Source organism: Xylophilus sp. ASV27 (genome assembly GCF_016428875.1).
Classification (GTDB): domain Bacteria; phylum Pseudomonadota; class Gammaproteobacteria; order Burkholderiales; family Burkholderiaceae_C; genus Xylophilus.
Genome location: NZ_JAELTO010000193.1, coordinates 1 through 3448 on the forward strand (window position 1 = coordinate 1; position 3448 = coordinate 3448).

Annotated in this window: 1 protein-coding gene; it reads left to right on the forward strand. The window is 74.7% G+C overall.

Translation table 11 applies throughout. From position 1 onward, the window contains the following. A partial coding sequence (locus tag JHD63_RS22000; protein WP_198972920.1) for a YhdP family phospholipid transporter occupies positions 1 to 3448 on the forward strand: 3448 nt, incomplete at both ends.

Here is a 3448-nt window from a genome sequence, read left to right on the forward strand (position 1 = left end):
GCTCTACCTCGGCGCGCCCGAGCTCGACGTGCGGCGCACGGCCGACGGCCGCATCCTCGTCGCGGGCATTGCCATCTCCGCCGATGGCGCCGACGACGGCAGCGCTGCGGCCGACTGGCTGTTCTCGCAGACCGAGGTGGTGGTGCAGAACGGCACCGTGCGCTGGACCGACGAGCAGCGCGGCGCGCAGCCGCTGGCGCTGTCGCAGGTGGACATCGTGCTGCGCAACCGGCCCTGGCGCCACGCGATGCGCCTGGACGCCACGCCCCCCGCAAGCTGGGGCGAGCGCTTTCGCGTGATGGGCCGCTTTCGCCAGCCGCTGCTGGCCGGCCACAACGGCCGCTGGCAGGACTGGGTCGGCCAGCTCCATGCCGACTTCACCCAGGTCGACGTGTCGCAGTTGCGCCAGCACATCGACCTGTCGCGCTTCGGCGTGGACGTTGCCAGCGGGCAGGGCGCGCTGCGCGCCTGGGCCGACGTGCGGCAGCGCAGCGTTGCCGGCGGCGTGCTCGACCTGGCGCTGCAGACGGTGGAGGTGCGCGCCGCCCCGGGGCTGGAGCCGCTGTCGCTGCACCGCCTGCAGGGCCGTCTGTCGGGGGTCTACAGCGAGGCCGGCTTCACGCTGGCGGCGCAGGGACTGCAGTTCGATACCGACGACGGCACCCACTGGCCCGCCGGCCATGCCGAACTCCGCTACACCGCGGCCGGGCCGCGCCGCGCCGCGCAGGGCGAGCTGCAGGCCGAGCGCATCGACCTGGCGGCGCTGGCCCACATCGGCGAGCGGCTGCCGCTGGCCGAGCCGGTGCGCCGGGCGCTGGCGGCGCGCGCGCCGCGCGGCCAGATCGAGAACCTGCTGGCGCGCTGGGAGGGTCAGGTCGACGCACCCGTCGGCTACCAGGTCCGGGGCCGCGCCGTGGGGCTGGCCGTGGAGGCGCTGCCGGCCCCGGCGACGGCGCCTGCACCGGCGGTACCGGGCCACCATGTGCATCCCCCCACGGGCGCGCCGGGCCTGCGCGGCGCCAGCGTGGACTTCGACCTCAGCCAGGCCGGCGGCAGCGCGCAACTGGCCATCGATGGCGGCGCGCTGGAATTCCCCGGCGTGTTCGAAGAACCCGTGGTGCCGGTGGACGCGCTGCGCGCGGAACTGCGCTGGACGCTCGCGGGCAGCCGTATCGCGGTGGAGGTGCCGCGCCTGAGCTTCACCAACGCCGACGCCGCCGGCGAGGCGCGGGGCAGTTGGCACACCGCGGCCGGCGAGGGCGCGGCCCGGTTCCCGGGCGTACTGGATCTGACCGGCAGCCTGCAGCGCGCCGACGCTGCGCGGGTGCACCGCTACCTGCCACAGGTGATCGCGCCTGACGTGCGGCATTACGTGCGCGACGCGGTCCAGGCCGGCCGCGCCACGGGCATGCAGTTCCATGTGCGCGGCGACCTGCTGCACATGCCCTTCACCGATCCGCGCCAGGGCGACTTCCGCATTGCCGCGCAGATCCGCGACGCCACCTTCGCCTATGTGCCGGCCAGCCACCAGCCTGCCGGGCAAGCGCCCTGGCCCGTGCTGGCGCCGCTGGCCGCCGAGCTGGTGTTCGAGCGCAAGGGCATGGAGATCCGCAACGCCACCGGCCGCCTCGGGCTGCCTGGCAAGGTGGCCGAACTGCAGGTGCTGCGGGCCGATGCACGGATTCCCGATCTGGAGCATGGCGTGGTCGGCGTCACCGCTTCGACCCGCGGTCCCTTGGGCGCGATGCTGGCGGCCGTCAACGGCTCGCCCATCGGCGGCGTGATCGAGGGCGCGCTGCAGCACGCCAGCGCCACCGGGCCGGCCGAACTCAAGCTCGATTTGTCGCTGCCGCTGGCCGACCTGCACCGCACGCGCGTACAGGGCAGCCTGCTGCTGGCGGGCAACGACCTGCGCTTCACGCCCGACTCGCTGCTGCTGGCGCGTGCGCGCGGCACGGTGGCCTTCACGGAGGCGGGCTTCAGCCTCAGCGGTGTCCAGGTGTCCATGCTCGGAGGCGATGCGCGTATCGAGGGCAGCATGCGCAGCGCCGCCGCTGCGCCCATGACGATGCGGGTGCAGGGCACGGTCAGCGCGGCCGGGCTGCGCGAGGCCGCGGAACTGGGCTTCGTCTCGCGCCTGGCCGCGCATGCCTCGGGCGCCACCGCCTACAGCGCCACCATCGGCGTGCGCGAGGGCCGGCCCGAGATCCTGCTGACCAGCAGCCTGCAGGGCCTGGGCCTGGACCTGCCCGCACCGCTGGGCAAGAGCGCCGATGCAGTAATGCCGCTGCGCTACGAGAACAGCCTGCTGGCGCCTGAGCGGGACTCCGCACGCGACCGCGTCGTGCTGGAGCTGGGCGGTGCGGCAGCGCTGCGCTACGAGCGCGACGTGGCGGACGGGGCGCCGCGCGTGTTGCGCGGCAGCATTGGCATCGGTCTGGGCTCGGACGAGCCGCCGCCCCTGCCTGGGCGGGGCGTGGCCGCCAGTGCGCGCCTGGGCCGCTTCGACGTCGACGCCTGGGAGGCGGTGCTGGCGGGGGCCGCCGCAAGTCCCCCACCTGCGGCAGCGTCCGGGTCTGCGGTTGCCGGCCCGGCGGCGGGGCCGGGCGGCGCGTCGGACTACCTGCCCGATACCTTCGCCGTCCAGGCCGATGCGCTGGCGGTCGAGGGCCGCACGCTGCACAGGGTGGTGCTCGGCGGCTCGCGCGAGGGCGCGGTCTGGCGCGCCAACGTCGATGCGGACGAACTCAGCGGCTATGCCGAATACCGGCCGGCCGCGGCCGGCAGCGGTGCGCGGGTGTTCGCGCGGCTGGCGCGGCTGAAGGTGCCGGAGAGTGCCGCCAGCGAGGTCGAGACCCTGCTGGATGAAGGCCGAAGCGGCGGCGGCGAGAGCGTGCTGCCGGCGCTGGACATCGTGGTGGAGGATTTCGAACTCAAGGGCCGGCGCCTGGGACGCCTGGAGATCGACGCGGTCCACCGGACCGCCGCCAACGGCCGCGACCGCGAGTGGCATTTGAACAAGCTCAACCTGGCCATGCCCGAGGCCACCTTTGCCGCCACCGGCGACTGGGGCCGCGCCGCCCGCGCCGCCGCCGGCGGCGCGCGGCACCGCACCGTGATGGACTTCCAGCTCGACATCCGCGACGCGGCGCCGCTGCTGGCGCGCTTCGGCATGCACGACGTGGTGCGCCGCGGCGCCGGCCGCCTGCAGGGCCGGGTGGCCTGGACCGGCTCGCCTTTGAGCCCTGACTACCCGTCCATGGCCGGGCAGCTCAACCTCAACGTCGAGTCGGGCCAGTTCCTCAAGGCCGAGCCGGGGCTGGCCAAGCTGCTCGGGGTGCTGTCGCTGCAGTCGCTGCCGCGCCGGCTGACGCTGGACTTCCGCGACGTGTTCAGCGAGGGTTTCGCCTTCGACTTCGTGCGCGGCGACGTGCGCATCGAACAGGGC